Annotated in this window: 4 protein-coding genes and 1 pseudogene; all 5 read left to right on the top strand. The window is 53.6% G+C overall.

Annotated elements, in window-relative coordinates; genetic code table 11:
• Nucleotides 1-287 precede the first annotated feature (287 nt).
• On the top strand, nucleotides 288-593 hold the full coding sequence (gene rpsJ, locus ACTG34_RS13490) for a 30S ribosomal protein S10 (protein ID WP_062217318.1): 306 nt from the start codon (nucleotides 288-290) through the stop codon (nucleotides 591-593).
• A 14-nt stretch (nucleotides 594-607) separates the two neighbouring features.
• Nucleotides 608-1,348 carry a 50S ribosomal protein L3 gene (rplC, locus tag ACTG34_RS13495; protein ID WP_439105398.1) on the top strand — a complete coding sequence of 247 codons (741 nt, stop codon included), beginning with the start codon at nucleotides 608-610 and terminating at the stop codon, nucleotides 1,346-1,348.
• Entirely contained in the window at nucleotides 1,345-1,965 is a 621-nt protein-coding gene (rplD, locus tag ACTG34_RS13500) for a 50S ribosomal protein L4 (protein WP_062217312.1), read from the top strand. Before rplC ends, rplD begins: the two co-directional genes overlap by 4 nt.
• Nucleotides 1,962-2,258, top strand: a complete 297-nt coding sequence (locus ACTG34_RS13505) for a 50S ribosomal protein L23 (protein ID WP_062217309.1) — start codon at nucleotides 1,962-1,964, stop codon at nucleotides 2,256-2,258. The genes rplD and ACTG34_RS13505 overlap by 4 nt, the downstream gene beginning before the upstream one ends.
• 227 nt (nucleotides 2,259-2,485) lie before the next feature.
• Nucleotides 2,486-2,856, top strand: a pseudogene (gene rplB / locus ACTG34_RS13510) (50S ribosomal protein L2); the annotation flags it as partial.

Genomic DNA, 2,856 nt, shown 5'->3' on the forward strand with positions numbered 1-2,856 from the left:
TCATCGAATAAGAGCGCTTAGCGCCCTTACGCGACTGATCGAATAGAAAAGGCCCTGCATAAGCAGGGCCTTTTTGTCCATGTGGCAGGCAGCAATGGGCCAACATAAATACGGGTAATTCAGGAAAACTATTGCTATAGCCCCGTCACCCTAGTATTGGGCGCTGGTTGCCCTTTGGGGTAACGCCTGAACGGGGATTCGTACCTCGTTGCATTAGGTTCGATGTGGGGGTGGCAATGGTGCCATTTCGACCTCTCAATCTTTTTAGCCGCGAAAGGCTCAGACATATGTCGCAGAACATTCGCATTCGGCTGAAGGCATTCGATTTCCGCGTCCTCGATGCGTCGACACAGGAAATCGTCAACACGGCAAAGCGCACTGGCGCTCAGGTTCGTGGCCCGATCCCGCTTCCCAACAAAATCGAGAAGTTCACGGTTCTCCGTGGCCCTCACGTCGATAAGAAATCCCGCGATCAGTTCGAGATCCGTACGCACAAGCGTCTCCTCGACATCGTAGACCCAACACCGCAGACTGTGGACGCGCTCATGAAGCTCGACCTTGCTGCCGGCGTTGACGTCGAAATCAAAGTATAAGGGGGCAATCAGATATGTTGCGCTCTGGTGTAATCGCGAAGAAGGTGGGCATGACCCGTCTCTTCATGGAAGACGGAAAGCAGATTCCTGTTACTGTTCTTCAGCTCGAAAACCTTCAGGTTGTTGCTCAGCGGACAACCGAGACCGACGGCTACGTTGCTGTTCAGCTCGGTGCAGGTTCCGCAAAAGCTAAGCGGACCTCCAAAGCTATGCGCGGCCACTTTGCCGCTGCAAACGTTGCGCCCAAGCGTAAGGTTGCAGAATTCCGCGTAGACGAGGCAAACCTCATCGCCGTTGGCGAAGAGATTTCCGCTGAACATTACTTCGACGGTCAATTTGTTGACGTATCCGGTACGTCGATCGGTAAAGGCTTTGCTGGTGCGATGAAGCGTCACAACTTTGGGGGCCTTCGCGCTACTCACGGTGTGTCGATTTCTCACCGTTCGCATGGTTCGACCGGTCAGTGTCAAGATCCGGGCAAAGTCTTCAAAGGTAAGAAGATGGCGGGCCACATGGGTGCCGTTCGTGTGACGACGCAGAACCTTCAGGTTGTCCGTACCGACGCTGACCGTGGTTTGATCATGGTTAAAGGCGCCGTTCCTGGCTCTAAGGGTGGCTGGGTCACCGTTAAAGACGCCGTGAAAAAGCCGTTCCCTGAGAACGCGCCGCTTCCCGCCGGTCTGAAATCTGCTGCCGCTGCTGCAGTTTCTGAGGCTCCTGCCGCAGACGCTCCGGTTGAAGGAGGTGAAGCATGAAACTTGACGTAATCAAACTTGAAGGCGGCACTGCCGGCACTTTGGATCTGGACGAAGCACTCTTCGGTCTGGAGCCACGCGCCGACATCTTGCACCGTGTGGTCCGTTGGCAGCGTAACAACGCACAGGCCGGCACTCACAAGGTGAAGACCCGTTCGGAAGTGTCTTACTCCACTAAAAAGATCTATCGCCAAAAAGGCACCGGTGGCGCACGCCACGGGTCTCGCAAGGCGCCGATCTTCCGTAAAGGTGGTATTTATAAGGGCCCGACTCCGCGTTCGCACGGTCACGATCTTACGAAGAAATTCCGTAAGCTTGGTCTGAAGCACGCGCTGTCTGCGAAAGCTGCGACTGGCAATCTGGTTGTTTTGGAGGATGCGAAACTCGCAGGCGCCAAAACTGCATTGCTTGCTAAAGCGATCAAAGAACAGGGTTGGAAACGCGTTCTGGTAATTGACGGTGCCGAAATTGATGCGAACTTCAAAGCTGCGGCTGCGAACATCGCTGGCATCGACATTTTGCCGACAATGGGCGCTAACGTGTATGATATCCTGAAGCGTGACACTCTCGTGATCACAAAGTCAGGTATTGAAGCTCTGGAGGCTCGTTTGAAATGACCAACAAAGCAGAACTCTACGATGTGATCCGCAAGCCGATCATCACCGAGAAGGCAACAATGGCGTCCGAGCACGGTGCAGTTGTTTTCGAAGTAGCGATCGATGCCAATAAACCACAGATCAAAGAGGCCGTTGAAACGCTCTTTGGTGTAAAGGTCAAAGCGGTCAACACAGCGATTACCAAAGGCAAAACCAAACGTTTTCGCGGCACTGCCGGCAAACGTAAGGACGTTAAAAAGGCCTATGTGACGCTCGAAGACGGCAATTCTATCGACGTCTCGACAGGTCTCTGATAGAGAAACGGAAATCTCGGCCCCCGCTGATGTAGTGGGGGCCGGTTTTATTCAAAAAAGTACTGTTACATCAGTATCTTGGATGGAAAACGGTCCGAGGCTGTCCGATTCGGACGGTCGCGTGGGCCATTTTGTGCGGAACGGGTTTTATAACTCGGGCCTAAACGGAACGGGTCGCGCTCACGAGAGAGCGCAACAAGGCCCAGAGCAAACGGAAGACAGAAAGAATGGCACTCAAGTCGTATAAACCGACTACGCCTGGCCAACGCGGGTTGGTTCTGATCGACCGTTCGGAGCTTTGGAAAGGTCGCCCCGTCAAATCCCTCACTGAAGGTTTGACGAAATCAGGCGGTCGGAACAACACCGGACGGATCACATCACGCCGCCGAGGCGGCGGGGCAAAACGTCTCTATCGTATCGTTGATTTCAAACGCAATAAGTTTGACGTATCCGCTACCGTAGAGCGTATCGAATATGACCCGAACCGCACCGCGTTTATCGCGCTTGTGAAGTATGAAGATGGTGAGCAGGCGTATATCCTTGCTCCTCAGCGTTTGGCTGTAGGCGATAAAGTTATCGCATCTGCAAAAGCCGACGT

Origin of the sequence: Celeribacter marinus (genome assembly GCF_965656515.1) — a bacterium.
Lineage (GTDB): Bacteria > Pseudomonadota > Alphaproteobacteria > Rhodobacterales > Rhodobacteraceae > Celeribacter > Celeribacter marinus_D.